Annotated in this window: 27 protein-coding genes and 1 tRNA gene; 13 read left to right on the forward strand and 15 right to left on the reverse strand. The window is 36.5% G+C overall.

Translation table 11 applies throughout. The features are described 5' to 3' along the window. Positions 1 to 5: 5 nt before the first annotated feature. Entirely contained in the window at positions 6 to 884 is an 879-nt protein-coding gene (locus LZZ90_RS12480; protein WP_237791037.1) for a lysophospholipid acyltransferase family protein, read from the reverse strand. 105 nt (positions 885 to 989) lie between these two features. Here LZZ90_RS12480 and LZZ90_RS12485 point away from each other — a divergent pair, with 105 nt between their 5' ends. Next, entirely contained in the window at positions 990 to 1,631 is a 642-nt protein-coding gene (locus LZZ90_RS12485; protein WP_237791038.1) for a rhomboid family intramembrane serine protease, read from the forward strand. A 48-nt stretch (positions 1,632 to 1,679) separates the two neighbouring features. After that, positions 1,680 to 2,366 (forward strand): SIMPL domain-containing protein, encoded by a 687-nt coding sequence (locus LZZ90_RS12490; protein ID WP_237791039.1) that lies wholly within the window; start codon positions 1,680 to 1,682, stop codon positions 2,364 to 2,366. 230 nt (positions 2,367 to 2,596) lie between these two features. On the opposite strand, the gene LZZ90_RS12495 is transcribed toward LZZ90_RS12490, so the two are convergent. The 5 genes from LZZ90_RS12495 to LZZ90_RS12515 all read right to left on the reverse strand — a co-directional run bounded on the left by LZZ90_RS12495 (position 2,597) and on the right by LZZ90_RS12515 (position 6,978). Beyond that, positions 2,597 to 2,678, reverse strand: a tRNA-Tyr gene (locus LZZ90_RS12495). Positions 2,679 to 2,839: 161 nt separating this feature from the next. Next, a complete protein-coding gene (locus LZZ90_RS12500) occupies positions 2,840 to 3,958 on the reverse strand; it encodes a TlpA disulfide reductase family protein (RefSeq protein ID WP_237791040.1) in 1,119 nt (372 codons plus the stop codon). A gap of 124 nt (positions 3,959 to 4,082) precedes the next feature. Beyond that, positions 4,083 to 5,498, reverse strand: coding sequence for a rhodanese-like domain-containing protein (locus LZZ90_RS12505; protein ID WP_237791041.1), 1,416 nt, complete (start codon positions 5,496 to 5,498; stop codon positions 4,083 to 4,085). A gap of 59 nt (positions 5,499 to 5,557) precedes the next feature. After that, the gene (locus LZZ90_RS12510; protein ID WP_237791042.1) at positions 5,558 to 6,346 is read right to left on the reverse strand and encodes a sulfite exporter TauE/SafE family protein; all 789 of its coding nucleotides are present in this window, start codon (positions 6,344 to 6,346) and stop codon (positions 5,558 to 5,560) included. Next, on the reverse strand, positions 6,346 to 6,978 hold the full coding sequence (locus tag LZZ90_RS12515; RefSeq protein ID WP_237791043.1) for a Crp/Fnr family transcriptional regulator: 633 nt from the start codon (positions 6,976 to 6,978) through the stop codon (positions 6,346 to 6,348). Before LZZ90_RS12515 ends, LZZ90_RS12510 begins: the two co-directional genes overlap by 1 nt. Before the next feature lie 232 nt (positions 6,979 to 7,210). Between LZZ90_RS12515 and LZZ90_RS12520 the strand changes: the two genes are divergently transcribed. Next, positions 7,211 to 8,485, forward strand: coding sequence for a Glu/Leu/Phe/Val dehydrogenase (locus tag LZZ90_RS12520; protein ID WP_237791044.1), 1,275 nt, complete (start codon positions 7,211 to 7,213; stop codon positions 8,483 to 8,485). A 51-nt stretch (positions 8,486 to 8,536) separates the two neighbouring features. Here the strand turns inward: LZZ90_RS12520 and LZZ90_RS12525 are convergent, their stop codons facing one another. Genes LZZ90_RS12525 through LZZ90_RS12535 form a run of 3 tightly spaced genes read right to left on the reverse strand, consistent with a single transcriptional unit; the run spans position 8,537 to position 11,388 of the window. Continuing rightward, positions 8,537 to 8,902, reverse strand: coding sequence for a hypothetical protein (locus LZZ90_RS12525; protein WP_237791045.1), 366 nt, complete (start codon positions 8,900 to 8,902; stop codon positions 8,537 to 8,539). 8 nt (positions 8,903 to 8,910) lie between these two features. Continuing rightward, positions 8,911 to 10,962, reverse strand: a complete 2,052-nt coding sequence (locus LZZ90_RS12530; protein ID WP_237791046.1) for a M13 family metallopeptidase — start codon at positions 10,960 to 10,962, stop codon at positions 8,911 to 8,913. A gap of 54 nt (positions 10,963 to 11,016) precedes the next feature. Beyond that, positions 11,017 to 11,388 carry a DUF423 domain-containing protein gene (locus tag LZZ90_RS12535; RefSeq protein ID WP_237791047.1) on the reverse strand — a complete coding sequence of 124 codons (372 nt, stop codon included), beginning with the start codon at positions 11,386 to 11,388 and terminating at the stop codon, positions 11,017 to 11,019. 482 nt (positions 11,389 to 11,870) lie between these two features. Here LZZ90_RS12535 and LZZ90_RS12540 point away from each other — a divergent pair, with 482 nt between their 5' ends. The 5 genes from LZZ90_RS12540 (at position 11,871) to LZZ90_RS12560 (ending at position 15,456) form a co-directional block, all read left to right on the forward strand. Continuing rightward, the gene (locus tag LZZ90_RS12540; RefSeq protein ID WP_237791048.1) at positions 11,871 to 12,254 is read left to right on the forward strand and encodes a nuclear transport factor 2 family protein; all 384 of its coding nucleotides are present in this window, start codon (positions 11,871 to 11,873) and stop codon (positions 12,252 to 12,254) included. Positions 12,255 to 12,257: 3 nt separating this feature from the next. Further along, a complete protein-coding gene (locus tag LZZ90_RS12545) occupies positions 12,258 to 12,803 on the forward strand; it encodes a hypothetical protein (protein WP_237791049.1) in 546 nt (181 codons plus the stop codon). Continuing rightward, on the forward strand, positions 12,803 to 12,946 hold the full coding sequence (locus LZZ90_RS12550) for a hypothetical protein (protein WP_237791050.1): 144 nt from the start codon (positions 12,803 to 12,805) through the stop codon (positions 12,944 to 12,946). Before LZZ90_RS12545 ends, LZZ90_RS12550 begins: the two co-directional genes overlap by 1 nt. A gap of 63 nt (positions 12,947 to 13,009) precedes the next feature. Continuing rightward, positions 13,010 to 13,540: an SRPBCC family protein gene (locus LZZ90_RS12555; protein ID WP_237791051.1), complete on the forward strand. Its 531-nt coding sequence runs from the start codon at positions 13,010 to 13,012 to the stop codon at positions 13,538 to 13,540. A gap of 311 nt (positions 13,541 to 13,851) precedes the next feature. Continuing rightward, positions 13,852 to 15,456, forward strand: a complete 1,605-nt coding sequence (locus LZZ90_RS12560) for a class I SAM-dependent methyltransferase (RefSeq protein ID WP_237791052.1) — start codon at positions 13,852 to 13,854, stop codon at positions 15,454 to 15,456. A gap of 1 nt (position 15,457) precedes the next feature. On the opposite strand, the gene LZZ90_RS12565 is transcribed toward LZZ90_RS12560, so the two are convergent. Then, positions 15,458 to 16,453, reverse strand: a complete 996-nt coding sequence (locus tag LZZ90_RS12565; RefSeq protein WP_237791053.1) for a metal-dependent hydrolase — start codon at positions 16,451 to 16,453, stop codon at positions 15,458 to 15,460. Between the two features lie 365 nt (positions 16,454 to 16,818). Here LZZ90_RS12565 and LZZ90_RS12570 point away from each other — a divergent pair, with 365 nt between their 5' ends. Both LZZ90_RS12570 and LZZ90_RS12575 read left to right on the forward strand, forming a co-directional pair. Further along, entirely contained in the window at positions 16,819 to 17,037 is a 219-nt protein-coding gene (locus LZZ90_RS12570) for a hypothetical protein (protein ID WP_237791054.1), read from the forward strand. Positions 17,038 to 17,080: 43 nt separating this feature from the next. Continuing rightward, positions 17,081 to 18,352 (forward strand): T9SS type A sorting domain-containing protein, encoded by a 1,272-nt coding sequence (locus LZZ90_RS12575; RefSeq protein ID WP_237791055.1) that lies wholly within the window; start codon positions 17,081 to 17,083, stop codon positions 18,350 to 18,352. Between the two features lie 199 nt (positions 18,353 to 18,551). Here the strand turns inward: LZZ90_RS12575 and LZZ90_RS12580 are convergent, their stop codons facing one another. Continuing rightward, positions 18,552 to 19,340, reverse strand: a complete 789-nt coding sequence (locus LZZ90_RS12580) for an SseB family protein (RefSeq protein WP_237791056.1) — start codon at positions 19,338 to 19,340, stop codon at positions 18,552 to 18,554. A gap of 298 nt (positions 19,341 to 19,638) precedes the next feature. On the opposite strand from LZZ90_RS12580, the gene LZZ90_RS12585 reads away from it, so the two are divergent. Further along, the gene (locus LZZ90_RS12585) at positions 19,639 to 20,022 is read left to right on the forward strand and encodes a YchJ family protein (RefSeq protein ID WP_237791057.1); all 384 of its coding nucleotides are present in this window, start codon (positions 19,639 to 19,641) and stop codon (positions 20,020 to 20,022) included. A 6-nt stretch (positions 20,023 to 20,028) separates the two neighbouring features. Here the strand turns inward: LZZ90_RS12585 and LZZ90_RS12590 are convergent, their stop codons facing one another. From LZZ90_RS12590 to LZZ90_RS12605, 4 genes are all read right to left on the reverse strand, one after another. Beyond that, on the reverse strand, positions 20,029 to 20,418 hold the full coding sequence (locus LZZ90_RS12590) for a DUF1398 domain-containing protein (protein ID WP_237791058.1): 390 nt from the start codon (positions 20,416 to 20,418) through the stop codon (positions 20,029 to 20,031). Between the two features lie 22 nt (positions 20,419 to 20,440). Continuing rightward, complete coding sequence (locus LZZ90_RS12595) at positions 20,441 to 21,199, reverse strand: META domain-containing protein (RefSeq protein WP_237791059.1); 759 nt, start codon at positions 21,197 to 21,199, stop codon at positions 20,441 to 20,443. 37 nt (positions 21,200 to 21,236) lie between these two features. Beyond that, the gene (locus LZZ90_RS12600; RefSeq protein ID WP_237791060.1) at positions 21,237 to 21,791 is read right to left on the reverse strand and encodes a 2'-5' RNA ligase family protein; all 555 of its coding nucleotides are present in this window, start codon (positions 21,789 to 21,791) and stop codon (positions 21,237 to 21,239) included. A 76-nt stretch (positions 21,792 to 21,867) separates the two neighbouring features. Beyond that, positions 21,868 to 22,650, reverse strand: coding sequence for an alpha/beta fold hydrolase (locus LZZ90_RS12605; RefSeq protein WP_237791061.1), 783 nt, complete (start codon positions 22,648 to 22,650; stop codon positions 21,868 to 21,870). Between the two features lie 149 nt (positions 22,651 to 22,799). On the opposite strand from LZZ90_RS12605, the gene LZZ90_RS12610 reads away from it, so the two are divergent. Beyond that, positions 22,800 to 23,372, forward strand: a complete 573-nt coding sequence (locus LZZ90_RS12610) for a Crp/Fnr family transcriptional regulator (protein WP_237791062.1) — start codon at positions 22,800 to 22,802, stop codon at positions 23,370 to 23,372. A gap of 100 nt (positions 23,373 to 23,472) precedes the next feature. Further along, the gene (locus tag LZZ90_RS12615) at positions 23,473 to 24,684 is read left to right on the forward strand and encodes an MFS transporter (protein WP_237791063.1); all 1,212 of its coding nucleotides are present in this window, start codon (positions 23,473 to 23,475) and stop codon (positions 24,682 to 24,684) included. Positions 24,685 to 24,700: the final 16 nt, after the last annotated feature.

The raw sequence follows: 24,700 nt of genomic DNA on the forward strand, positions 1-24,700 counted from the left end.
TTTTTTTATTCTTTATCACGACGGAATTTCCAACGCTTGTGTGTCCAGAAATAATATTCGGGCGCCGCGTAAATTTGTTTTTCCACTTCCTGAAGAAATTTTTTGGAAACATCATAGTTGGGAATGTCGGTTACATTTTCCGCTAAAGGAATAAAGGTTGCCTGATAATGGCCGCGTTTTACTTTTTCGACTTTGAGGTACAGAACATTCATGTCTGTTTTCTTGGCCAGCATTTCGCCGCCGGTATGTACAGGAACTTCATGCCCCATAAAGGTTTCCCAGTAATGTGTTCGGTAGGGAACCGGAGTTTGGTCGCTCACAAAACCGTAAATTCCCATTATTCCTTTTTCCTGATTTTCATTAACCGCTTTTATTGTTGATTTGGTATCGATTAAAGCCGCATCAAATTTGGAACGAATGTCTCTTATCAGTTTGTCAAAATGAGGATTTCTGATGCGTTTATAGATTCCAAAACCTTTAAAACTGATGTATTTTCCAAGGATAATCATCCATTCCCAGCTGGCATAGTGCGCGCACATAAGCACAATGCTCTTGTTTTTCTTTTCAAATTCATGAACAAGCTCAATGTTGGTGAAGACGAAACGTTTTTTCATCTCTTTTTCAGAAATGGTAAGCGTTTTAATCATCTCCAGAAACATATCGCACATATGTTTGTAGAATTTTTTCTCTACAAGCAACTGCTCTTTTTCAGAAAGATGCGGCAGAGTTAGTTTGATATTTGAACGCACGACTTTTTTTCGGTAGCCAATTACTCGGTAAACCAAAATATAAATCAAGTCAGAAAAGAAATAAAATATAGGAAAAGGAAGTATGGAAATGCACCACAAAATCGGATATACCAACAGGTAAACTACTAATTGCATTCGGATAATTTTTTACAAATATACTTTTTAAACCAATTAATCTTTTATTTAATTAACATTCTGTAAAGAAACAATTGGTAAATTTACGGTAAGAAAATTCAATATATGAACCCAGTTTTATTAATTATCATTGCAGTTACGGCTATTGTAAGCTATAGAGGATTTAACGACAGCGCATTTTTTCGCAAATATGAGTTTCACATCGGAAGTATTCGAGCCGGGGAACACATCCGGATGATTACTTCGGGATTTCTTCATGGTGATTTCGGTCATTTAATATTCAATATGTTAACCTTGTATTTTTTTGCTCCGGTAGTGATTAGTTATATGGGGGTATTCCATTTTTTGATTGTTTACTTCGGAAGTTTGATTTGCGGTAGCTTGTTGTCGCTCTATTTTCATAAAGACGATTACTATTACAGGGCAATTGGAGCTTCTGGGGCTGTAACCGGAGTTTTGTATTCGGCGATTTTATTTCAACCGGATATGAGCTTGTATTTGTTTTTTATTCCGATTCCTATTCCGGCTTATCTTTTCGGTATTGGTTATCTTTTATATTCTATTTACGGGATGAAAGCTAAGAACGATAACATTGGTCACACAGCGCATTTTGGAGGCGCGATAGGAGGTTATATCATTACGTTATCGCAAGAACCATCAATGCTGCTGGACAATACAATGATGGTAATTTTGCTTGCCATTCCAATTGTGATTTTATTTGTTTTGGAAAAAACAGGGAAGTTGTAAAGTTTGGCATTGCTTTTGAATGTTATAAGAAAATTAATATTTAATACTATGAGAAAAATTGTTTTAATCGCCGTAACCTTATTTATGAGTGTATTTTCAAACGCACAAGAAATGAAAACAGTACCGCAAATTGTAGTTTCCGGAGAAGGAAAAATCAAAGTAACACCCGATCAGGCAGTTATTAATGTTGGTGTTGAAAACACAGGGAATGACGCTGCAGAAGTTAAAAAGAAAAATGATGCTGCCATTGATGCGATAATCAAATACCTGAAAAACGCGAAATTACCAGCTTCAGATTATCAGACCAAACAGGTGAATTTGTATAAAAATTTCGATTACGATAAAAAGAAGTACTATTACAATGCTTCACAAACTATTTCGATTACGTTAAAGGATTTATCGAAGTACGATGTCATTATGATGGGACTTGTAGATTCTGGGGCAAATACAATTCACGGAGTTGAGTTTCGTTCTTCAAAAGTAGCGCAATACGAGTCTGAGGCGCGTGTTAAAGCAGTTCAAAATGCTAAGGCAAAAGCTTTGGATTATGCAGGGGCATTAAACCAAAAAGTTGGAAAAACGCTTTTAGTAACCGATAATTCTCAGACCTATTATCCTAGACCGATGTTTGCCGAGATGAAAGTAGGTGCCGATGCAGGAATGTCTAGAGAAACATTAGCGATAGGAGAAATTGAAGTGACGGCGAATGTTACCATTAATTTTGCTTTGGAATAATTAAGCTATAGAAATAAAAAAGCCCGGAAGTTTTCCGGGCTTTTTTATTTCTTAATTATTGAGATTATGATAAATTATTTCGTGATCCTGAGTAACGAAGTGGTATTAATTTTTATGATAGGATTCCTCCATTTCATTCCGGCATCCTGAGTAAGGGAACCTTACTCAAACTAAATGAATAAAAAAAAGCACCAAGTGAACTTGGTGCTTTTTTTTATTCATTTAGTTTGTGGGGAGAGCAGGATTCGAACCTGCGAAGACTTAGTCAGCAGATTTACAGTCTGCCCTCGTTGGCCGCTTGAGTATCTCCCCAACGCATAATTGCTTATTGCGGTTGCAAATATAGAACTGTTTTTTCGTTATGCAAGCGTTAAATAAAGATAATTTTAAAGTTTTTTTTAATGTATTGGAAGTGAATAAAATAAAAAAAATCTCCCTAAGGAGATTTTTTTGTTCAAGAGTATTTTTAGGGCTTATTTAGCCAATAATTCGGCAACTTTAGCTTTTAATTCTGCACCGCGAAGGTCTTTAGCAACAATTTTTCCTGTAGCATCCAAGATAAAAGTAGCAGGAATTGATTTTACACTGTACTCTTTTGCAATCGGATCTTCCCAAAATTTCAAATTAGAAACTTGAGTCCAAGTTAAGTTGTCTTTGGCGATAGCTTCTTTCCATTTTGCAGCATCTTTGTCTAAAGAAACCCCAATGATGTTTAATCCTTTTGCATGGAATTCATTGTAAAGAGCAACCACGTTAGGGTTTTCAGCACGACAAGGACCACACCAAGACGCCCAGAAATCAATAATGGTAACTTTTCCTAATGATTCTTTCAAAGAAACCATTTTTCCTTCAGGATTTGGAGCTTTAAAATCTGGAGCTTCCAATCCTACAGCAACTTCTTTTACTGGCGCAATTAGTTTTTTAATACGCAAGGCTGGTTTAGTAGCGCTCAATTCTTTTGAGTATTTTGCCATTTGTGTTTTAATTTCTTCTAAAGGCATCATTCCTCTGGAAACATAGTTCTCTAAAATGATTACAGACAAAATCTCGTTGTTGTTTTTCTGCATGTAATTTTTAGGATGCTCCATCATTGATTTTTGCAAATCCATCATTTGTTTCATCAAAGCGTTAACGGTTGCAGTATCTTTTTGAGATTCAGCTGCCATGTATTTTGCCTGATTGTCTTTTCTGAATTTTTCGAACGATTTGTATTGCGTTTGAACCTCTTCGTTAAACTTCTGAAGTTTGTCGTTGTTTGTTGTTCCGGAAAGTTTAGTTAGGTGTAAAGAATCTTTTTGGATAGAGATGTTTAATTCTCCGTTCTCCAAAATAAACGGAACTAAAGTGTTAGGGTTATCAATTTTAATAAAACTGATGTCTGTACTGTCTACAATTCCTTTGAATTCGAATTTACCGTTTTCAATTTTAACGGTATCTTTAGCAACCGGCCCCATTTCTCCCTGAAATTGAAGGATTACTGGAGTCCCGTTTTCAAAACCTTTAGCGGTACCGGTAATTAAGAATTCGTTGTCACCAACTTTGCTGCAAGAAGCCATAATTGAGAATGCAGCCAATAAAAGAACTTTCTTCATTTTTAAGTTTAATTGTTTGAGTTGCAAAAGTATTCAAAAATACTAAGCATTTATCTATAGGATTTATTAAAGTTTTGTTAGCACTAAAAAAGAAAAATCAGGACTGAGCCTGATTTTCAAATTGTTATTTTAAGGTTGAAGGACAAACGAATTTCGTAAGCGGAACCCCGGCGTTTCGTATTCCGGCTATTCCTTTTTCAACGTTGATCATGTTGTGATAGCCTCTTGCTTTTAAAATGGATGCCATGATTACCGAACGATAACCTCCCGCGCAATGCAAATAAAAATCTTCATTTTTAGGAACTTCTGAAAGCTGACTGTTTACAAAATCTAAAGGAATATTGATGGCATTTTCAACGTGTTCTGCGGAATATTCTCCCGGTTTTCTGGAATCAACTACTTTTAATGAAGTTTGATCTTTTTCTGAAGCAAACTGTTCCGGTGAAATCGAAACAATGCTGTCTGTTTCAAAACCTGCAACTTTCCATGCTTCAACCCCGCCTTTTAAATAACCTAAGCAATTGTCAAAGCCTACACGAGCTAATCGGGTGATGGTTTCTTCTTCACGCCCTTCTGCGGTAATTAAAAGAATTGGTTGTTTGATATCCATAATCAAGGCGCCAACCCAAGGAGCGAAATTTCCGTCCAATCCGATAAAAATCGAACCTGGAATATGTTCTTTAACAAAAGCATCCTGATGACGAACATCTAAAACCAAAGCCTCGCTATCATTGGCAACTGCTTCAAATTCTTTTGGTTCCAAAGCGTGTTTTCCTTTAGATAAAACAGTGTCTAAACTTTCATAGCCCTGAATGTTCATCATTACGTTTTGCGGAAAATAGGCTGGAGGTGCTCCTAAACCATCCAATAATTCAGCGATGAATTCCTCTTTGGTCATATCAGCACGTAAAGCATAATTCACTTTTTTCTGATTGCCTAAAGTGTCGGTGGTTTCTTTGCTCATGTTTTTTCCGCAGGCGCTTCCGGCACCGTGGTTCGGATACACGATCAGGTCATCAGACAAAGGCATGATTTTATTGCGAAGGGAATCGTATAGAAATCCTGCTAATTTTTCCTGAGTTAAATCCGAAGCAATTTTTTGAGCTAAATCCGGTCTTCCTACATCGCCAATAAACAAAGTGTCTCCGGTGATGATACCGTGTTCTTTACCGTTTTCATCAATCACTAAATAAGTGGTACTTTCCATAGTGTGCCCTGGGGTGTGCAAGGCTTTGATTGTTGCATTTCCAATTTTAAACTCCTGATTGTCTGTTGCAATGGTAGCTTCAAAACTAGGTTGAGCTGTTGGCCCGTAAACGATTTGCGCTCCTGTTTTTTTGGCTAAATCCAAATGTCCGGAAACAAAATCGGCGTGAAAATGCGTTTCAAAAATGTATTTGATTTTAGCATTGTCTTTCGTTGCTTTATCAATATAAGGCTGAACTTCGCGTAACGGATCGAATATAGCAGCTTCTCCGTTATTTTCGATATAATAAGCAGCGTGAGCGATACATCCGGTATAAATTTGTTCTATTTTCATATGCGTTGTAATTTTTTTGTAAAGGTACTATAATGTGTAATTACTTGACGTAACATAAGTTACATTCCAAGTAGTTCTTTTGATAAAATAAACAGTGCCATTAAGAGCACAAAGTAACCAAATCCTTTTTTAAGTTGGGTATCATTTAGGAACTTATTAAGATAGATTCCGATAAAGATACCTACTACAGATATTGAGGTAAAGATAAGAAGGAATTGCCAATCGATCGTTAGATTTTGAACATCTCCCATAAAACCTATTAGCGAATTTAAGGCAATGATCATTAGGGAAGTAGCTACAGCTTTTCGCATGGGTAATTTAGCGAAAAACACTAGCGATGGAATGATCAAAAAACCACCTCCGGCACCAACTAATCCTATCAATAATCCTACAATTATCGTTTGAAGAAGGAATTTTATTTTGGAATCGGAATCAGTATTTATCACGACCTCTTTTCTCTTTCTGAGCATGGATAAAGCTGCAAAAAGCATGATTACGGCAAAAAGAACCATCAGAAAGATTTCTTTGGTTAAGCTGAAGAAAGAAGTCTCTAAAATGGTGTCCGGTAGAGCAGGGACAATGTATCTTCTTGTCAGGTAAACGGTTATGAATGAAGGTATGGCAAATAAGAATCCTTTTTTAAGATCAACAAAACCTTTGAAAAAATTTTGAGTGGCACCAAAAGCTGAAGTGGTTCCCACAATAAAAAGCGAATAGGCAGTAGCTGTAACCGGATTAAAACCCAAAGCGTAAACCAATAAAGGTACGGTAAGTATAGAACCGCCACCACCTGTCAATCCTAAAATTAGTCCAATTACTAAAGCGCCAAAATAACCGAATACTTCCATTAGAATTGTAAGATTTCAATTTTGTTACGATTCAGTTTGATTTTGCCTTCCTGTTCAAGGGTTTTTAAAAGTCGGGAAATCACAACTCGTGAAGTATGCATTTCACTTGCAATTTCCTGATGCGTATTGGAGATTTCGGTTGTTCCTAAAACTTTTGCTTTGTCGGTCAGGAATTTATAGAGACGCTCGTTCATGTTCATAAAAGCTAGATTGTCAATGGCTTCCAGCATTTCCATTAGTCTCGTGTTGTAGCTCTCAAAAACAAAATTGCGCCAGGATTTGTATTTCACGATCCATTCTTCCATTTTTTCAATCGGGATCATAATCAAATCGCCAGCAGTTTCCGAAACCGCCTGAATTTTACTTTTGTTGTTGCCTAAACAGCAGGTTAGGGTCATGGCACAGGTATCGCCACGCTCTAAAAAGTACAAAAGGAATTCGTCGCCGTTTTCGTCTTCGCGCATAATTTTTATGGCGCCGTTTAAAAGGATGGGCATGAATTTTATGGTTTCGCCTATTTCCATTAAAATGTCATCAGCAGCAAATTTTCGGTGCTTTCCGACTTTGGCGATTTCTTCCAGTAAAGCATCTTCAAATAAATAACCGTACGATTCCTTTAATAACTGATACATGGTTTTGTTTTTTACAAATGTAGGTTTTTGAAAAACATGCTTCAGTAACTTTTGTTACCTAAATTCCAGCACCTGACAAGTTAATCCAAAAGTAGTGTTAAATTGTCGTTATTGAACTTATTTTATTCTTAAAAAAGGTTTTGGATTTATTTTAAAACCATATATTTGCTTGCTTTTTTTAAAGCCTCAAAATAAACAAACAAACAAAATTAAGTTGTAAATAATTGAAACTATGGCAACAGCAGCAAAGCCACAGCCTAGCATGTATGAGAACGTAAAAAATCAGTTCGAAAAGGCGGCTAACGTAATGGGATTGGATGAAACAGTTAAAAAAATCCTTTCTACCACAAACAATGAGATTATCGTACACTTTCCAGTAAAAATGGATAACGGTACAGTAGAAGTATTCACTGGTTACCGTGTACAACATAACAATGTACTAGGTCCTTACAAAGGAGGACTTCGCTACCACCCAACGGTAGACATCGATGCAGCAAGAGCATTAGCTACATGGATGACATGGAAAACTTCATTGGCAGGACTTCCTTACGGAGGTGGTAAAGGAGGAATCCAGTTAGATCCTAAAAAATATTCTCAAGGGGAATTAGAGCGTATCACGCGTCGTTTTGCTTACGCATTAGGAGATAATATCGGTCCTGAGCATGATATCCCTGCTCCGGACGTTAACACTAACGCACAAATGATGGCTTGGATTGCAGATACGTATATGTCTACAAAATCTCCGGCTGAGCGTTCTAAAAACCAACACGTTGTAACTGGTAAGCCAGTAGGTTCAGGAGGTTTGGAAGGACGTGACCGTGCAACAGGATTCGGGGTAGTTGCTACTTTAGAGTCTTGGGCTAAATTAAGAAACACTACTTTAGAAGGTAAAAAATATATTGTTCAAGGTTTCGGTAACGTAGGGTATTGGGCGGCACATTTCATGAACAAAAACGGAGCAATCTTAGTTGGAGTTCAGGATGCTACAGGAACAATCTACAACCCTGAAGGAATTGATCCGGAAGCTTTATTACGTTTCCAAGCGGACAACGGAACAATCTCTGGTTTCAAAAACACTCAGGATTATGCTGGAGAAGATTTCTTCGGAATTGACTGTGATATCGTAATTCCTGCTGCTTTAGGTAACCAAATTACTGAAGTTAATGCTGATACTGTAAAAGCTAAAGTAATTGCTGAAGGAGCTAACGGACCTATCGATACTGAAGGTGAAGCGATCTTATTAGCAAAAGGAATCGAAATCATTCCGGACATTTTATGTAATTCTGGAGGTGTAATTGGTTCTTACTTTGAATGGTTGCAAAACCGTAACGGAGAAATCTGGACTATGGACGATGTAATCATCAAATTGAGAAAGAAAGTTGAAGACGCTTTCAACCGTGTAGTAATCACTGGTGGTCAGTACAAAACAGACTGGAGAACTGCAGCTTACATTCAGGCTTTAGTTCGTATCGAAATGGCATACAAACAAAGAGGTATCTTCCCTTAATCAGGTAGAAACTTTACAGATAAAAAAAACCGCTCAACTGAGCGGTTTTTTTTATTTGCTATTAACTAATATAGAGCCAAACTCTCCATAATGAATCTGAAAAGAGTGATTTATACTACCACCATTGGTGTAATATCCAAATCCATTTGTGGTAATTATTTTTCCTTTTCTAAAAATCTCAATACCGTATGATCCGTCAGATTTATTGTTTCTACAGAAAATGATATTTCCCGTTTTTGATTCTTTTGGCTTAATATTGTATAGTGTTAAAGGTTTGCAATCTCTTCTAGTGTAAATTTTTACACTATCAACAACCTGGTGATTGTTGTTTTCAAAAACAACCTCGGGTGAATTTTTAATGCACCCGATGGTTAAAAAGAAAACACAAAAGATTGCGTATTTTAAATTGTGTTTCATTTGTAGAATTACCAAATCTTAACACGTTTGTTTTCCGGTAAGAACATTTTGTTGCCTTCTTTTACATTAAAGGTTTTGTAGAATTCCGGCATGTTGCTTAATGGTCCGTTGATACGCCATTGAGCCGGTGCGTGAACATCTACTATGATTTGATTCGCAAGGGATTCGTCTTTCATATTAACCATCCATGCGTAACCATAGGCTAAGAAGAAACGTTGATCTGGAGTTAGACCACTGATTTTTTGTTGCGTTTTGTACTGCTCCGTTTTCTTGAACGCTTCATACCCCATTACCACACCGCCTAAATCGGCAATGTTTTCTCCTTGCGTAGCGTCACCGTTTAAATGTTTGGTTTCTAAAACAGTATAGTTGTTGAACTGCTCAACAATCAGTTTGGTTTTTGCCTGGAATTTTTTCAAATCTTCAGCAGTCCACCAATTGTTCAGGTTTCCGTTTTCGTCGTACTGGCTTCCCTGATCGTCGAAACCGTGCGTGATTTCGTGACCGAAAGTAGATCCTCCAATGATTCCGTATAAAATTGCGTCATCCGGCATTTTTCCTTCAAATCCTGGAACGATAATATTACAAGCAGGCACTACAATTTCGTTATTGCTTGGGTTGTAATAAGCGTTATACGTTTGCGGATACATGCTCCATTCGGTACGATCCACCGGTTTTCCATATTTTGAAGTCATGTAATTGTAAGCCCAGATGTTGGCGTTCATTACGTTTTTACAGTACGAGTTTCTGTCGATGGTTAAAGCGCTCATGTCTTTCCATTTGTCAGGATAACCAACTTTCATCACAATTTTGGAAAGCTTGCTTAAAGCTTTTTTCTTGGTTTCTTCACCCATCCAGTCCAATTGTCTGATATGGTCTGCATATACTGAACGGATGTTATTCCCGATTTCCAGTAATTTTTCTTTGGAACCTTTTGGCAGATATTCGTCAACATAAATTTGACCAATTAGCTCTCCTAAAGACCCGTCGGTTTGCTCTACAACGCGTTTCCATCTTGGTTTCTGTTCTTTAACCCCGTTCATTACAGTAGAGTAGAAGTAGAAGTTTTGCTTGTCAATGGCTTTATTCAGATAGGAAGCGTATGAATTCACCAAATCCCATTTCAAATAAACTTTCCAATCTTCGATAGTGTATTGGTTTACAACAGTATTTAATGCTTTGAAGAATTCCGGCTGACCTACAATGACTTCCTGAGCATTTTTGATTCCCATTTCCTGAAGCACCGGGCTCCATTTCACGGCTGGCGTGATTTTATCCAGTTCTGCTACTTTCATTTTGTTGTAATTTTTAACAGGATCGCGCAATGCTTCTAATTTTCTTGAAGCTTTTGCCATTTCTGTTTCCATTTTCATGATAAGCGCTGCATTCTTTTTAGCGGTCGCATCGTCTGCTCCGGTAAGTTTTTGCATCGCTTCAAGATGTTTTACATATTCCGTTCGGATTTTTGTAGTTTCTGTATCTGTATTGAAATAGTAATCACGGTTCCCCATTCCAATACCGCCTTGAGCAAGAAATACGGCGTATTGTGTACTAATTTTATCATCCTGACCCACATAAAACCCAAACGCAGGACCAGCACCTTGAGTGTGCAGATAACCAATAGTTGCCATTAATGAAGGTACATCTTTAACCGCATCAATTTTTTGCATATTTGCTTTAAGCGGATTTAACCCAGCTTTTTCCACTGCGTTTTCATCCATACCTGAAGCGTAGAAATCACCGATTTTTTGTTTGTTGCTTCCTTTTTCAGCACCTGTATCTTCCGAAGCTTTTACACAGATTTGTTTGATTTGAGAGTTGATGGTGTCTCCAATAGTTCTGAAAATCCCGTTACTGCGCTCAGAAGAAGGAATCGGGTTTTTCTTAAACCATCCGCCGTTGGCATAATTAAAGAAATCGTCTGCTGGGTTTACCAAAGTATCGCGATTGGTTACCAAGGGGTCGCTCAATTCGGCTAAATTCTCATTGTTATCTTTCTTGCACCCAACCAAAATTGTGGCAGAAAGGCAAAGAGACAAAGCAATTGCGTTTGTTTTCATATTTAATTGATTAGTTAAGATTCGAATGCAATAAGTAGTAAATTAAGGAATTTGTTACACCGATAAAGCCAATAGGATCCAGCCGTTTACAAGTAAAAGCCCACCAAGAGGAGTGATCGGGCCAAGAAAGCGCCATTTGCTGCCATTCATAGAAGAAAGGCACAGTCCATAAATACTGAATGAAAATAAAAGTGTGCCAACAATGAAGCAAATCGCAGCACTTTGCTCGATGCCGGATTCAAAAGAAAATAATTGTGCGGTAAGCATTAAGGCCAATGCGTGATACATTTGATATTTTACGCCGGTTTCAAAGCTTTTTAATAAGTCTTCACTCATTCGTTTTTTTAAGGCATGAGCTCCAAAGGCTCCTAAAATAACTGCTAAACCGCCGTAAAGCGCTCCAAAAGTGAGTACAATTTCTTTCATTGTCTGTTTTTTTTCAAAGATAGTTATTTCGCTAAATAGAAGGCTTTTCAGTTCTACAACTTTAATATAGATATGGTTAAGTTATTTTGTAATCAAATTTATTTTTTACTGAATTTGATCACGATTTTGTAATCAAAAAATTCTGTATAAAAAATTGATCACAAAAATGTGATTAAAATAATACGTTTAATAAAAAGATCACGATTCTTACATGATTTAAAATGAAACGTCAATAAAAGCACTTTACGACCTAAGAACGCGTAGCCGTTAAGAAAAATAAAAGCAATTCCGTTAAGAATTATTTTCTGTTTGACGCAAGCGAGTTAAAATAATTTAGAAATGTTTTTTTTAAGGTGTGGCTTCGGCTCCGCTCAGCCACCGGTTGTTTTGTTTTGGTATTGCTTGGTCAGCTGTTAGCGCTCAGGTCGTTGAACCTTCAGTTTGTATCAAGACAAAGAACATAACAAACAAAATCAGTAACTTTGAATATCAGAAAAAGTATCATGACACCAAACAAACAAACTGTCCACAATTACATGGAAGCCTTCAAAGCAATAGACCACGAAGCTATCTTAGCCTGTCTTACTGACGACGTAATCTGGCACATTCCGGGCACGTTCACTATTTCCGGTAAAGAAGCTTTCGATAAAGAAATTGAGAACGAAAATTTTACAGGGAAGCCAATTATTGAAGTGATTCGGATGGTTGAAGAAAACGATATCGTAATAGCTGAAGGAACCGTACAATGTAAATTAAAAGACGGGCCAATTTTGAATTTAGTATTTTGCGATGTGTTTCATATGCAGGATGCAAAAATAAAGCAGCTCACTTCGTATTTAATGAACACGGCGGCTTCAAATCATTAAGAAATGTCAAAAATCTACAATAAATTTAATTTTCATAAGCATACGTTTTGTGTTTTTAAAGAAGTTGATGAGCTTAAAATTGAAGCATTAAAACCCAATCATAACAGTAAATCGGGAAGCGTTTATTATTTTACTGAAGAGGGCGTGTACCGGGTTTCCAACCATTGGGGAAGGGCAGCCAATTGCCGCTGGAGGTTGGATTCAGACAGTAAAAATGTTAATCAGAGAACGAAAGTTGGTTATGCTAACTGGACCGATTTTTATCCGAATAATGAACAGGAGAATCTGTTTTACATCGAGGTTAACTGGCAAATCAATGAAGTAAGTTTTCAGCATAAAAACAACCCTAAGTATCAAGGAAAAGAAATGTTGCGCAATGCTTCTGAAACTTCAAAAGTGATTAAAACCATAAATGAATTGCTCACTACCGATAATTGGGCAAAATACCTTGATTTTGATGATCTTGATGTATTGCGAAAGGAAATCGTAACGCTATTAATTACTACTTCAAAAACTTTTTTAGAAATTAAACGAAATTATACCGCATAATGGGACGTCGTAATGAAACCAATCGATTGGCGCACAAAAAGAAAGTCGATCAAAAGAAAAATAAGGAAAAAGAAGCGGAACAACTTCGTAAAGAAAAACTGAAAACCATCATGAAGAAATTCAAAGATGAGAATGAACAGTAAATTTTGCTATCGTTTAAAAAAGTATAAATTTGAAATTAGTAACCAATAATCAAACTTAATCAAATGACAATTTTAACGACGATTTTATACGTATTTGCAGCTCTAGTTGCATTAGTTTTACTGGTAGCACTTCTTAAAAAGAAAACTTACGATGTTACTTGTGAAGTTGTGATCAACACTTCGAAACAAAACGTTTTTGGATATTTGAAGCAGCTTAAAAATCAAGACAATTTCAATATATGGGTAATGGCAGACCCTACGGCTAAAAAAGAATTTAAAGGAGAAGATGGTACTACCGGATTTGTTTATGCCTGGAATGGGAATAAGAAAGCAGGTGAAGGAGAACAGGAAATAAAAAAGTTAATCGAGAACGAATTGATAGCTACCGAAATCCGTTTTATCAGACCTTTTAAAGCAGTCGCTTATGCTGATTATAAACTTGAATCGGTTTCTGAGAATCAGACTAAAGTGATTTGGAACAACAAAAGCACAATGAAGTATCCAATGAATGTGATGATTTCCATGATTGAGAAAATGTTGGCTAAAGACATGAATACGAGTTTGTTAAATTTGAAAAACATTCTTGAAAAATAGTAAATAGCTTTTGAAAAGCCACAGTACTCTTATCAAATATTGTGTTACAATCTAAGCCGAACGATATTCAAAACGCCAATCGGTGGCTGAGGCCCTCGAAGCCACATCAGCTAAAATAGAACGTAATGAAAGAGTCTATGGTAAATATCGGAACCACTTAATTAATCCAGTATACCTTAAAAACAAGTGGCTTCGAGAGCCTCAGCCACCGTACAATATTAAAATCAATCGTGAATTTAAACACTTCTTCAACCTAAGACGTGTAACCGTTAAGAAAATTTCATAAATTTGAGAATACACACATTCTCAATATGATACCAAAAACCAAACTACGCGAATCCATATTCAGGCATTTAGACGGTATAACCCTTGCTCCGGTTGCTGTCTGTTTAAAAGACAAGGGTGTTTTGGAGTTCCTTGTGAATGAAAAACAAACTACCTTATCAGAAGTAACTGCAAAGTTCAAAGCCAATGAAGGGTATATGAATGTGGCACTTCGTATGTTGGCTTCGCAAGGTTTTTTGAACTATGAGGTAGACAATACCACCAATCAGGTAACGGTTTCAATCAATACTAAAACCGAGTTTGCCTTTTCACTGGTTCACTTATATCAGGATGTAGTACAACTTTTAAATACTACGGATGTTTTTACTGCAAATGTTATTACTGCCGATAGTATTGAAAATCTTCAACCCCTTTTTCAAAAATATGCGAACCAGTATGATTTGATTTTGGATAAAGAGGATGAAAAGCGTGCCGTTCAGGAACAGGTGTTAATGCATATTGAAGGTTATTTGGTGGCTCCATTAATTGTAAGTTTGGGGATGAGTGGGATGTTTCACAAATATTTTATGGAGACTTCCTTTAGAGCGGAAGAATTTCATAAAAACCCGGAAGCGTTCACTTTAATGCTCGAATTTTTCACTCATTTGGGTTGGTTTACCCAGAAGAAAGGTAATTATCAGTTTACCGAAGATGGTCTTTTCTTTGCCAAACGTGCTTCTGCCTATGGAGTAACTGTATCTTATTTGCCGATGTTCAAGCACATGGAAAGTCTGTTGTTTGGTAATCCGAACGAGATGAGGGATTTGGCTCCTAATCAGGATGAAATTCATGTAAACAGAGAAATGAATGTATGGGGCAGTGGAGGAGCGCATGCTACTTATTTTAAGGTTATCGACGACATAATCATTGAAATTTTCAATAAACCGATCCACGAACAACCTAAAGGAATTTTGGATATGGGGTGTGGAAACGGTGCTTTTTTAGAACACATATTTAACGTAATTGAACGTCAAACTCTTCGTGGTAAATTGTTTGACGAACATCCTTTGTTTCTGGTTGGGGCCGATTACAACCAAGCCGCTTTAAAAGTTACCAGAGCAAATCTTATTAAAGCCGATATTTGGGCCAAAGTAATCTGGGGCGATATTGGAAATCCGGAAGGTTTAGCTGCTGATTTACAGGAAAACTACAACATTGATTTAAAAGATTTACTCAACGTAAGAACCTTTTTAGACCACAACCGCATTTGGGAAGAACCTCAAACCAGTACTCCAAACCGTGTGAGTACTTCTACCGGAGCTTTTGCTCATCGTGGGAAACATTTAACCAATAATGCTGTAGAGGATAATTTGTTGGAGCATTTCAAGAAGTGGTCGCCTTACGTACATAAATACGGTTTGTTGATGATCGAATTACACACGGTTCCGCCAAAATTAACAGCTGCCAATTTGGGAAGCACTGCTGCTACGGCCTATGATGCTACACATGGTTTTTCAGATCAGTACATTGTAGAGATTGAGGTAATGCACAAAGTTGCCGCCGAAGCCGGTTTATTCCCAGATATGTTGTATTTCCAAAAATATCCGAATACGGATTATGCAACAGTAAGCATCAATCTTTTAAGAGGATGATTCAATTGCCTTTTAAACGGCTAAACATTTTTGAGAGAAGTATTTTAGCATCTTTTCGGTTTTTCGGGGCTTCTATGGCATGTAATCCGTTTTTACCTTGTACAAATTGATAACTGAAAGCAAATCTGGGATTTTTAGGCTCATCATCTAAAAGCCCGAAACGTAAATCGTTTAAGTATAAAATCCCATTGTTTTGAGTTACAAGATACCAGCCTTCACTAATTATTTTGAGCTTTTCAAAATCAGGGTTTCCTTTTAATTGTTTTTGTAAATCAAAGTTTTTAGGGTATTTCTGAAATGAAATCGGTTTGCTGTCTAAAAGGGAATAATCTCCAATGAGGTATGTTTCTTTAGTGTCAATATTAGCATTCCACAGAATCAAATTGAAAGGGCTTGGTTTTACAATAATTTCGGAATAGCTAATGTTCTGCTCTTTTGCAGCGTTCTCAAATTGATGTAACGCGTAGAGTTTAATTATGCAGGACAATAGCAAATAACTGCTACTGATGATAAGCCCCTGGAATACATATTTTCTACGAAGTACCGTTTCTTTGGCTTTCCAGACTTTTACCAAAAAGTAAATAAAAGGGATGGTGTATAACGGGTCAATCACAAAAATGGTTTGTAAGGAATAGCGATTTTGCAACGGCCACAACAGTTGGGTGCCCCAAGTGGTAAACCAATCTAAAAGTGCGTGGGTAACCAAACATAAAAAAGACAGTAATGCTGCTTTCTTAAAGTTGATTTTATTTTTTTCAATCCGGGTTATTAACCATGCAAGCGGAACAGATAGCAGTAAATGAAATACTATTGAATGACTCATTCCACGGTGTATCATTAGAGCATCCAAGGGGTTTAAGAATTTTCCAACCAATACGTCCAAATCCGGAATGGTTGCGATGATTGCTCCGTAAAGAAAAGTTCTGTTTTTTAGTTCCTTACCAGCACAAGCTTCAGCAACGGCTATACCTAATACGATTTGTGTTAGTGAATCCATACTTACAAAAGTAAGGTTTTGAGATGTAAGTTAAGAGGAAACTAAGCAAAGTATTTAAGGAAAAACGTTTTATTAAGAGCAAATTGACCTTAGAACACGAAGCCGTTAAGGAAAATGAAGTAAAATCCGTTAAGAATTATTTTCTGTTTGAGTGCAGTGAGTTAAAATAATTTAGGATTTGGCTTTATTTTTTGGCGCAGCGTTCCAGTCTTGAAACCTTTAGGTTCACGAAATCCTTAGGCTAAATAACACTTGAGTATTTTTTGTTACTTTTAAATCATAAAATATTATTTTGTTTTGGTATTCGTTGAATCATTAGATTTGTATCAAGACAAAAGTAAGGAATAGAATAAATTAAAATAAAAATGGAAATCAACTTCACAGAACTACAAATAACCATCCAACAAGCCATTGACCTAATCGCTGCCAAAGACTTTAAAGGCGCAAACAACAAACTGGTTGATGCCGGCGAAGTATTAGACGAGCTTCTTGATCATGCTGAAGAAGACGAACATTTAATAGAAATCAGTAAATATCAGGTGTTACTGAATCAGTTGTATCAAAAAGTTTCAGAAAGCAAGTAGTTAGCAGCAATACCATAAAAAAGATACTTTAATTAACAACAAAATGAAAAAACTATTACACATCTTGATTATTATTCTCTCCATAACTGCTTACGGGCAGACAAATGTTAGCGGAGGTATTTTTTCAAATACAACATGGACTAAAGCAAATAGTCCGTATATAGTAACTGGTGATATTGCTGTGTATCCAGGAAAAACACTTACGGTTGAACCTGGTGTGATTGTGAAGGTCAATGATGACCGCAGAATTATAATCAGGGGCGCTTTAATAGCAAGAGGAACAGTAAATGATTCGATTCAGTTTATTTCAAATTCAAGTACACCGGCAAAATCAAAATGGGTTGGTTTTCAAATAGAAAATAATTTAGGAGGCAGGGCTAAGGTTGAATATTTTAAGGGTAGTCATGCCTATATTCTTTTTAAGATTACAGCAAATTCAACTGGTGAAGTGTTAAATATTTCACATTCTTCAATTATTAATAATTATTATGCCATTTATGGATATGAGTCTATGACATCATTTACTGTTTCACTCACTAATACATTATTTTATGATCACTTTAGAGTATATACTCATTGCAAAAATTTGAATATTGATAGTTGTATTTTTAAAAAAGGAGCTGAAGCTATTCATGGCGACTCTAATTTTACTGTAAATAATTCTGAATTTTCAGAATTTACATCATCGCCAACCAGAACAGGCGGAACCTATACAAATTGTAAGTTTTACCATAATACAAATGGGTTATATTTATTTCCTCAACAGCACTTGATTAACTGTGAAATATTCAACAATACTAACGGAATTGTTTTATATTATGACACTTTTCCGGAAAATTTTTCCATCTCAAATACTTGTTTATCTAATAATACATCATATGATATAAAGCATATGTACAACTATAATATCGATTTATCAGGTGTTTCATGGACAGAGACTGATCCAAGTGTAATAGCAAATAAAATTTATGATGCATATGATGATATAAACATGGGAATAGTAAATTTTTCTGCATCCAATAATTGCACCTTAAGTCCCATGGGAATAACAGATAACATTAAAAATCCAACTGCTATAAAAATATTCCCTAACCCATTTTCTACGCAAACAACTTTACAATCAGACATTTATTTAAATAATGCAACCCTATCTCTTTACAACTCATTTGGACAATCAGTTAAACAAATAAAGAATATTTCGGGGTATACAGTCACATTACAACGCGATGATATTCCAAGTAGTGTCTATATTCTTCATTTAAATGACAACAATGAAATTTATTTGTCAACTAAATTAATTATCACTGACAAGTAACATCTAATGGTAGGTACTACTGCTAACAACGGTTTTATAAAATGGCTAAAGCCGGTTTATATTTGGAGGAGTCTGTGCTTGCACTTTCTCCTCTTTTTCCAATTTCCTCTTTCAATCTTTTCGGTATATTTGTAAACATCAGTAATAAAAATTCCGCCACTTCATAAAGTCGGCGGGACGTAATTCTTTTTAGTTGTTTTTAGCGATTGTAAAAGCATTCGAACTCTTTGGCAGTTGCATACCAAGGGTTTTCAGGTTGGAGATACATAATATCAAGAGGTAAATCCAGCTCAAAACCATGCATGCCATCATTGAGTGCGCCAAAGACAGCTTTACGTGCATTCTCGGACTGGTTCTCCAAAACAATAGCCAAAATTAGTAGCTGCTCTTCGTTGCGTTGCATTGCAAAATGGAACACTTCGGAAATATTTGATATTTTTTTAAAAGCATTTACTAAACTTTCTTTGTGAGCTCCTTCAATAGGACGTATTGGAGTTCCAACTTTTACTGTTGTTTCTTCTTTAATTTCATCGGTTTTAATGTTGGAAGTATTTCGTTCCAGAACAAACATCGTATCCTGATCACTGTCGATAACAATTCTTCCAAAATTCTGCTCTTGTGAAATTTCCAAAACGGTTTTTGCTGGAATAGCGGTGTAAGTAGCTTCCTCATTAGTCCATTTGGATAAGTTTTCTTCGGAAGTAAAAACGCCCAGAACCAATAAACCATCGAGATTGAAAACACTTGTAAAATTTAAGGTTTCCCCGGCTTGCAGGGTTTTCCATTTTTTTGAATTGGATATGTTTTTAGAATTGTTTTCCGTGGGAACCAACAAAAAAGCATTGTTGCCGTATAGTTCTTCCAATACGGCCAGATAATTTTCGTTGCTGTTGTCTTGATGATATTCTTGGATCAGATGTATTAATTGGGTATTGTCTGGAGTAAATTCAGTTTCTTTTTTACCAAAGATTTTTTTTAGTAGGCTCATTTTTTAATTGGGTTGTCAATGATTTAAAAGGGTAATCTATATAAATTGTTGGGGCTTGAAGTAATTACCATTTCATTTTAATTATCACTGGATTTTTATTTTGTTTAGAATTTTCCAAACTTACCTATAAAATCACCCGTGCACAATCACTAAATTTAGTGATATTTTAATTTTTTTTTCGGTAGTTTTTAATCATAAAATTGAGCTGAAACTCCCTGCATACATGGTTTTTACTTCTATTAGAGCACTTTTGTATCAATCTTTTTCTATTTTTGTAACTGTAGAAAATAACCAAAAGATGAATACCCAAACGCCTTGTTATTGCGGATCACAAAAACCATTTTCCGAATGCTGTATGCCGTATATTTCAGGAACTGAAAAAGCACCTTCAGCCGAAATTTTAATGCGTTCACGTTATTCAGCATATTGTGCGCAAAATGTAGACTATCTTTTGGCAACCACACACATATCTACCCGAAAATACCATAACAGAAAAGACATCTTGGTATTTGCTTCCGAGAATCACTGGGTTAAGTTAGAAATTGTGAAAGCCATTGAAACTATTGTAGAATTCAAAGCATATTATCTGGATAAAAACCTTGTGCCGCACACCCATCATGAGAAATCCACCTTTAAAAAAGAAGGAGAACAATGGTATTATGTGGATGGTAAGTGGTTTTAAAGTAAATTATTGCGGAATGCGTTCTACCAGCAATTCGTTTGCGGATTTGTCGTAATAAGTACATGTCATTCTTTCGGTGTTTACGACCCATTTTTCCACACCCGACTTTGCACAATCCTTACAAAAAGTCGGATAATCTGTTTTACCTTGCTGATGGGCTTTTAAGTCGCTTTTGAATTGTTCTGTATTACTGATTGCTGCAATATCAAGCATTTTATATTTTGAACTTGAAGACGCGGTGTAATCCGCTTTTCCGTAATAATCGGTGTGGCCGTCGTCTACATAAGTTTCATAGAAAACAACGCCCAGTTTAATGAGATCCTGAACATAATTAGGGAAATCGGCACCGCTTTTTACTTTGGAATGAGCGTTTTTAATTTGATCGATAGTAAACATGGCTTAGCTTTTATTTTAGTAATTAATCTACTTTTTTCATTACTACAAGCACACCGGAAGGATTTGAAAGTACTAATTTAGTGTCTTTAAATTCGTATTGTGTTACTTTGTTCAGGGCCTGATGAAATTCGTTTTCTTTGTTGTTGTCGCCGCAATACATCATAGTGCTTATGCCTTTTTCAAAGCGTAAGATTCCCGGCTCGTAAAACAAAGAACCACCCATGCCATTACATCCGCCATAACCTGAATAACTGCTTTTTTTGGAATCAATTTCGAAATAAGGAATTTGTTTGGCAAAATCGGAAGCGGTTACCTTTTTTCCGTTTAAGCTTTCCAAGGCCCAAATATCATGGAAGCGCAATGGTAACTGATAACTTCCGCATCCTTTTAAACTTTCAGATTTACCATTTTTCTTGGTAAGATTTAAACTAACAATATAAGGTGATTTTTCGCCCGACATATCGTTGATGCAATCCTGTTGCTGAATGGTTATTTCAAGCTTGGCTTCGGTATTTTCTGTGCGGTACATTTTCACGTTGGCATCCATTGCTTTGATTGGCATTACATGGCTAAACGAATAGGTCTTGTCGTCTGCCAACGATTGCAATTCGATCACTGATTCGGAAATGGTCAAACCCCAAAACGGTTCATTCCCACTGGCTTTAAAATAAGGAGGAGTATTGGTTTCAGTATTAGTATTTTGTGTAGAAGTACTTGTTTTTGTAGAAGTACAAGCGGTCATGATTAGTGCGGAAAGGAATAGCAATAATGAATGTTTCATAGTATACTTTTTAGTCGAAATGTTTTTAATTATATGCTTAAAATAATCTTCCCTGTACAGCACTTGGTTTGTTGTTAAACGGGAAGCGCTCAATAATTTCAAATTGTTTTATTTTTGGGTTGAACTGTCTGATTACCACATGGTCGCAAACAAAGTTAAGGTCTACTTCATCGAATAGTTTTTTAGCTTTGCCTAAAGCTTCGGGCGATAATCTTCGGGCAATAGACATGTGTGGATCATTGCTGGTTTTTTTATCGTTGATGCAAAGCGAATTGTTTACATGGCGCATTATGGTTTTTAACCCCATTTTGGAACAATCATCGGGGGCAATGTAAAATGCTCCGTTGTTATAACTTCCAAAGCTGTTCATATGAACTTTAATGGGCTCAAACCCGTTGCAGATGTAAGTAAGCTGTTTCTTGATGTTTTCCAGTTGGAGTTCGGAGGTTATGAATTCATTTATGGTAATATGCGCCATAGAGTTCTTGCTATTGAACCATCCTACCTCTTTGTTGAGGTTTTCCTTCATGTTTTTAACCGAGGAAATAACCTCATCTGGTGGGGAAATTGCTATGGAATACCGATTTTGCATAAAACTATAATGAGTTTTACAAAGTTACAAAAAGTATGTGGGAAGCTTCAGTATTTTATGATTTTAAAGGATAAGATTAACCTATTTTAGTAATGAATTCTTGGCAGGCTTTTAAAACCAATTCCGGTGCTTCTTTGTGCGGATTGTGCTTTACTTTTGGAAGAATTAGTTTTTCAGATGTCCCGTTAACTTGGTTTACAATGCTTTCCACTTGGAATAAGGTTCCGTATTCATCGTCTTCGCCTTGCATTATTAAGCAAGGGCATTTTATCTTAGAAAGGAAGCTTTCAATGTTCCAGCTTCTGAAGGCTTCGGTATTCCAGGTTTTTGCCCAGGCCCAGAACATCGCTTCGGTATTCTCTCCGTGGTATTTTTTTAATCGGGCAACCAAATCGGTGTTGTGATAGGCTTCAATGGCTTCGTTGATACCTTTTAAGGTTACATATTCCACAAAAACATGTGCGCCTTCTGTTATGACTCCTTTGATTTTTGAAGGATAGTTGGAAGCCGTAAGCAAAGCAATCGAACCTCCGTCACTATGCCCGAAAAGTAAGGCGTCAGTTATGTTTAATTCGTCTAATAAATAATTAAGGATTGCAGCTTCTTTTTCCAAGTAGAAATTATCCCTTTCCGGATTGGAAAACGATTGCGATTTGCCGTAACCTTCCCGGTCGTAAACCATTACATTGCAGTTTGTAAGTTTACCAAGTTTCATCGGGAAATCTCTCCAAAGCGTAATACATCCTAAAGAGTCGTGTAAAAAAACTAAAGTTGGTCGGTTTTTATAAGGTTGATAAAGTGTAACAAAAAGTTCCTTACCATTTACATTTACTAAGTTGTTTGAGGCATTGTGTTCCATAGTTCGGCTAATTTACTAGGATTAGATTGAATTTATTGAGAACAGATTATATTTAACACTACTTTATCAAAGTCAATCTATTAAGCTTTTAATCGGAATATTTTTAATTGAAATTTTGTAAACTATGGTTTTAGAACTACTTTTAAACTATGGAAGATCAGTATCAACTACTAAGAAAACATATAGAAGAAATTTGCGTCTTAACCGATGAAGAATGGGCTGTAGTGGCTGGGCGGTTCACACACAGGTCTTTGAAAAAGCATCAGTTCTTAATTCAAAAAGATCAGCTTGTTCCTTGTGAATATTGGATAATTAAAGGACTTACCAAAGCTTACGCCATCGATTCCAGCGGTAAGGAGCATATCTTACAATTTGCCATGGAGCAGTACTGGACCAGTGATTTCAATGCGTTTCAGAATAAAGTGCCAGCTTCCATTTTTATCGATTGTATTGAAGATTCGGAGTTTTTCTGCCTGAAATGGGAAGATAGGGAATACCTCTGCCATGAAATTCCTAAGATGAATAATTTCTTCAGAATAAAGTCGCATCACGGTTACATTGCTTTACAGCAACGAATCTTGTCATTACTTACAGAAACCGCCGAAGAACGCTATAATAATCTGATTAAGAAACTTCCACGTTTAATTCAAAGAGTGCCTAAAAAACTTCTTGCCGCCTATTTGGGAGTTACACGAGAAACGCTTAGTCGTTTAAAAGGATAACAAAAGTGTGATCTACCTCACTTTAAAACATTGATCTACCTCATCGTCTGCAAGCGCCCATCGACGGAACTTTGTACTGTTAATTTTAAGCAATACAAATATGAAATCGACAGCGTATGCAACCACTGCCACCGCAAGCAGTACAACCAAAAAAATACCGGCCGCTTTATTGGCCTTAACCATCAGTGCCTTTGGTATTGGTACTACAGAATTTGTTATTGTTGGACTTTTACCAACCGTAGCATCCGATTTGAACATTACGATCCCATCAGCAGGATTACTTGTTAGTTTATATGCTATAGGTGTTGCAATCGGAGCACCAATTTTAACTGCCTTGACCAGCCGAATTCCCAGAAAGAAACTTCTTATTTACTTAATGTTGTTGTTTATAGTTGGTAACGGACTCGCTTCAGTAGCGCCAAGTTTTACCACTTTAGTTATCGCAAGAATTGTAACAGGTTTTGCGCACGGGGTTTTCTTTTCCATCGGATCAACCATTGCAGCGGCTTTGGTTCCACCCAATAAAAGAGCTTCGGCTATATCCATAATGTTTACTGGATTAACGGTAGCGATTGTAACCGGTGTGCCTTTCGGAACCTTCATCGGACAACAGTTCGGTTGGAGAGCAACGTTTATTGGGGTGGCTTTATTAGGTGTAATTGGACTTATTTCCAGCTGGATATTAGTGCCGAATCAAATCAAAAATGAAGATAAGATTTCTTTAAAAGACCAGTTTAAAGTGATTACCAACGGACGTTTGTTGTTAGCCTTTTTAATGACTGCTTTAGGGTATGGTGGAACTTTTGTAGCCTTCACCTATTTATCGCCTATCCTTCAAAAAATTACCGGTTTTTCAGAATCAATGGTAAGCATGGTATTGGTTGTGTATGGAATCGCTATCGCTTTAGGAAATTTAGTAGGAGGGAAAGTAGCTAATAAAAATCCTTTGCGAGCTTTACTGTGGATGTTTATTTTACAGGCAATCGCTTTGTTAATCTTCACCTTTACAGCCAGTGATCCGGTTTTAGGAATGATTACCTTATTTGTTATGGGAGCGCTTTCGTTCTCTAACGTTCCGGGATTACAACTTTATGTGGTACAGCTTGCTGAAAAGCATTTGCCGGGTACGGAAGACGTTGCTTCAGCTTTCAACATTGCCGCTTTTAACGTAGGAATTGCCATTGGTGCCTTTGTGGGTGGAATTGTTGTGGAATCTACCTTAGGACTTGAAGCTACACCTTGGGTTGGTGCTTTACTGGTAGCCGCTGCCATCGTGGTCACTTTTGTGAGCGCTCGTATTTCAAGAAAATAATTTTAGACAGTTAGTA

The sequence above is a fragment of the Flavobacterium sp. SM15 genome, from assembly GCF_022012335.1.
Lineage (GTDB): Bacteria > Bacteroidota > Bacteroidia > Flavobacteriales > Flavobacteriaceae > Flavobacterium.

What these genes read in the sequence shown, in the direction of transcription:
- LZZ90_RS12595 (WP_237791059.1), bottom strand. Translation starts at nt 21,199, where the DNA reads ATGAAACATTCATTATTGCTATTCCTTTCCGCACTAATCATGACCGCT.
- LZZ90_RS12505 (WP_237791041.1), bottom strand. Translation starts at nt 5,498, where the DNA reads ATGAAAATAGAACAAATTTATACCGGATGTATCGCTCACGCTGCTTAT.
- LZZ90_RS12605 (WP_237791061.1), bottom strand. Translation starts at nt 22,650, where the DNA reads ATGGAACACAATGCCTCAAACAACTTAGTAAATGTAAATGGTAAGGAA.
- LZZ90_RS12525 (WP_237791045.1), bottom strand. Translation starts at nt 8,902, where the DNA reads ATGAAACACAATTTAAAATACGCAATCTTTTGTGTTTTCTTTTTAACC.
- LZZ90_RS12615 (WP_237791063.1), top strand. Translation starts at nt 23,473, where the DNA reads ATGAAATCGACAGCGTATGCAACCACTGCCACCGCAAGCAGTACAACC.
- LZZ90_RS12565 (WP_237791053.1), bottom strand. Translation starts at nt 16,453, where the DNA reads ATGGATTCACTAACACAAATCGTATTAGGTATAGCCGTTGCTGAAGCT.
- LZZ90_RS12490 (WP_237791039.1), top strand. Translation starts at nt 1,680, where the DNA reads ATGAGAAAAATTGTTTTAATCGCCGTAACCTTATTTATGAGTGTATTT.
- LZZ90_RS12545 (WP_237791049.1), top strand. Translation starts at nt 12,258, where the DNA reads ATGTCAAAAATCTACAATAAATTTAATTTTCATAAGCATACGTTTTGT.
- LZZ90_RS12570 (WP_237791054.1), top strand. Translation starts at nt 16,819, where the DNA reads ATGGAAATCAACTTCACAGAACTACAAATAACCATCCAACAAGCCATT.
- LZZ90_RS12510 (WP_237791042.1), bottom strand. Translation starts at nt 6,346, where the DNA reads ATGGAAGTATTCGGTTATTTTGGCGCTTTAGTAATTGGACTAATTTTA.
- LZZ90_RS12520 (WP_237791044.1), top strand. Translation starts at nt 7,211, where the DNA reads ATGGCAACAGCAGCAAAGCCACAGCCTAGCATGTATGAGAACGTAAAA.
- LZZ90_RS12515 (WP_237791043.1), bottom strand. Translation starts at nt 6,978, where the DNA reads ATGTATCAGTTATTAAAGGAATCGTACGGTTATTTATTTGAAGATGCT.
- LZZ90_RS12535 (WP_237791047.1), bottom strand. Translation starts at nt 11,388, where the DNA reads ATGAAAGAAATTGTACTCACTTTTGGAGCGCTTTACGGCGGTTTAGCA.
- LZZ90_RS12500 (WP_237791040.1), bottom strand. Translation starts at nt 3,958, where the DNA reads ATGAAGAAAGTTCTTTTATTGGCTGCATTCTCAATTATGGCTTCTTGC.
- LZZ90_RS12600 (WP_237791060.1), bottom strand. Translation starts at nt 21,791, where the DNA reads ATGCAAAATCGGTATTCCATAGCAATTTCCCCACCAGATGAGGTTATT.
- LZZ90_RS12585 (WP_237791057.1), top strand. Translation starts at nt 19,639, where the DNA reads ATGAATACCCAAACGCCTTGTTATTGCGGATCACAAAAACCATTTTCC.
- LZZ90_RS12575 (WP_237791055.1), top strand. Translation starts at nt 17,081, where the DNA reads ATGAAAAAACTATTACACATCTTGATTATTATTCTCTCCATAACTGCT.
- LZZ90_RS12580 (WP_237791056.1), bottom strand. Translation starts at nt 19,340, where the DNA reads ATGAGCCTACTAAAAAAAATCTTTGGTAAAAAAGAAACTGAATTTACT.
- LZZ90_RS12485 (WP_237791038.1), top strand. Translation starts at nt 990, where the DNA reads ATGAACCCAGTTTTATTAATTATCATTGCAGTTACGGCTATTGTAAGC.
- LZZ90_RS12530 (WP_237791046.1), bottom strand. Translation starts at nt 10,962, where the DNA reads ATGAAAACAAACGCAATTGCTTTGTCTCTTTGCCTTTCTGCCACAATT.
- LZZ90_RS12610 (WP_237791062.1), top strand. Translation starts at nt 22,800, where the DNA reads ATGGAAGATCAGTATCAACTACTAAGAAAACATATAGAAGAAATTTGC.
- LZZ90_RS12560 (WP_237791052.1), top strand. Translation starts at nt 13,852, where the DNA reads ATGATACCAAAAACCAAACTACGCGAATCCATATTCAGGCATTTAGAC.
- LZZ90_RS12550 (WP_237791050.1), top strand. Translation starts at nt 12,803, where the DNA reads ATGGGACGTCGTAATGAAACCAATCGATTGGCGCACAAAAAGAAAGTC.
- LZZ90_RS12555 (WP_237791051.1), top strand. Translation starts at nt 13,010, where the DNA reads ATGACAATTTTAACGACGATTTTATACGTATTTGCAGCTCTAGTTGCA.
- LZZ90_RS12480 (WP_237791037.1), bottom strand. Translation starts at nt 884, where the DNA reads ATGCAATTAGTAGTTTACCTGTTGGTATATCCGATTTTGTGGTGCATT.
- LZZ90_RS12590 (WP_237791058.1), bottom strand. Translation starts at nt 20,418, where the DNA reads ATGTTTACTATCGATCAAATTAAAAACGCTCATTCCAAAGTAAAAAGC.